1 protein-coding gene and 1 pseudogene are annotated in these 1,389 nt (G+C 58.6%); both read right to left on the reverse strand.

Features of this window, described 5'->3' with window-relative positions; translation table 11 throughout:
* Positions 1-577: 577 nt before the first annotated feature.
* Positions 578-841: pseudogene (locus LB554_RS29375) on the reverse strand (type II toxin-antitoxin system ParD family antitoxin).
* Between the two features lie 190 nt (positions 842-1,031).
* A partial coding sequence (locus tag LB554_RS29380) for a hypothetical protein (protein ID WP_224588311.1) occupies positions 1,032-1,389 on the reverse strand: 358 nt, incomplete at its 5' end.

The raw sequence follows: 1,389 nt of genomic DNA on the forward strand, positions 1-1,389 counted from the left end.
AACTTCTTCGTCGCCAGCGGCGCACCGCCCTCGTTCGTGAGGCGTATATAGTCGCCACCAACCAAAACTGTCAACACCGTTCCCAAATGTTTTTTCGATTTATCGTGGAGATATCCACGGGGCTGAAATTCGTGAGTTGGCTAGGCTGAATTCCCCCGTCGCTTTCAACGGTTGTTTATGCGTGGGTTTCCACTTTGACCCGACGCCTGGCATGCTTCGCTTTGAAGACTGCTGCCCGCCCACGTACCCTCGCCCGAGCGGCTTTCAGCACCGATTCTCCAGCAATTCCGGTGATGTTCCGACCCGCGTAGAAGATGCCTGGGGACCAGCACCTGCTCATCCTTGATCGCGAAGGCAATGCTGACCGCCCGCCGACAACCAACAATCCGCGGCCCAGGCATGATCTCGAGCCGCTCAGTGCCTCGCTGTGGAAAAGTCGCTAAGCCGAGACAATGGTTCCTGGATACCACGACAAAATTCCAGGCGATTGCTGGCGACGGCCGCTCGGCTATGCCGTCGTAGAGCTGTTGGAGTTCGGCTTGTGCTGCGGGATGAAAGACGATCCGATATTCCGTTCCTAATAGGCCTTCGCCTGCTTCGCGCGACGGCGCGCTTCGAGGCTGGAAGACCGTTTCGGCTGGAATTCCCTTCGTCGGATTCTGCTGGAGCCGGCCAGGCGTGCGGGAATTTCCTCGCGCAACCACTTTTGCTGCTCCGCCTCGAAGTCCTCGAGCATGCGTAGGCCGGCGCGGACAACCTCGCTGGCATTGTTGTAGCGGTCTGATTCGAGTTGCCGCTTGATGAATTGCTCATGGTGGTCGTTCAAAGCGTAATTGGGCATGGCACCTCCTGGAACAGATTATGTGGCAGAGGAGCATTCTGCCGCCTCGAACGCGTTTCACCGTCATCACGCGCTCAAGCGGGGTCACCCGATCCGGCAGAATTGAAATAACGATTGGGACAGTTCTGTGGAGCGGAGGGCCGCGGCCCGTGCTACCCGCATCCGAAAGCGTGTGAGGAGACCAGCTGAGTTAAAGCCCAACCGGCCAACCTGTTTCATGCTTGGCGGCCATCGATCTTGAACCCCGCCCCCATGGCCTTCGCTGATTTGATTTGTCCCGCGCGTCGGCGGCGCCTTTTTGCGGGTCCTGAACAGGGTGGATCGACTCCGCGGTGATCCGGATAGGCAAGGGTCCGCCGACTTGCACCCTGGCGACCGTCTTCTTGATTTTGTTTTGGGGCTCTGACTTGGTTTTCTGGGGCTTTGTTGGCTTGGTTTGGGGCGGCTGATGGGTCCGAATTTCTGTGCGGAGAGATCGGAACGCGAACGGCCCGCCGGCATTGAGCCAGGCGGGCCGTTTTGTTTGGTTGCGGGGACAGGATTTGAAC

Origin of the sequence: Mesorhizobium sp. CO1-1-11 (assembly GCF_020164995.1) — a bacterium.
GTDB lineage: Bacteria > Pseudomonadota > Alphaproteobacteria > Rhizobiales > Rhizobiaceae > Mesorhizobium > Mesorhizobium australicum.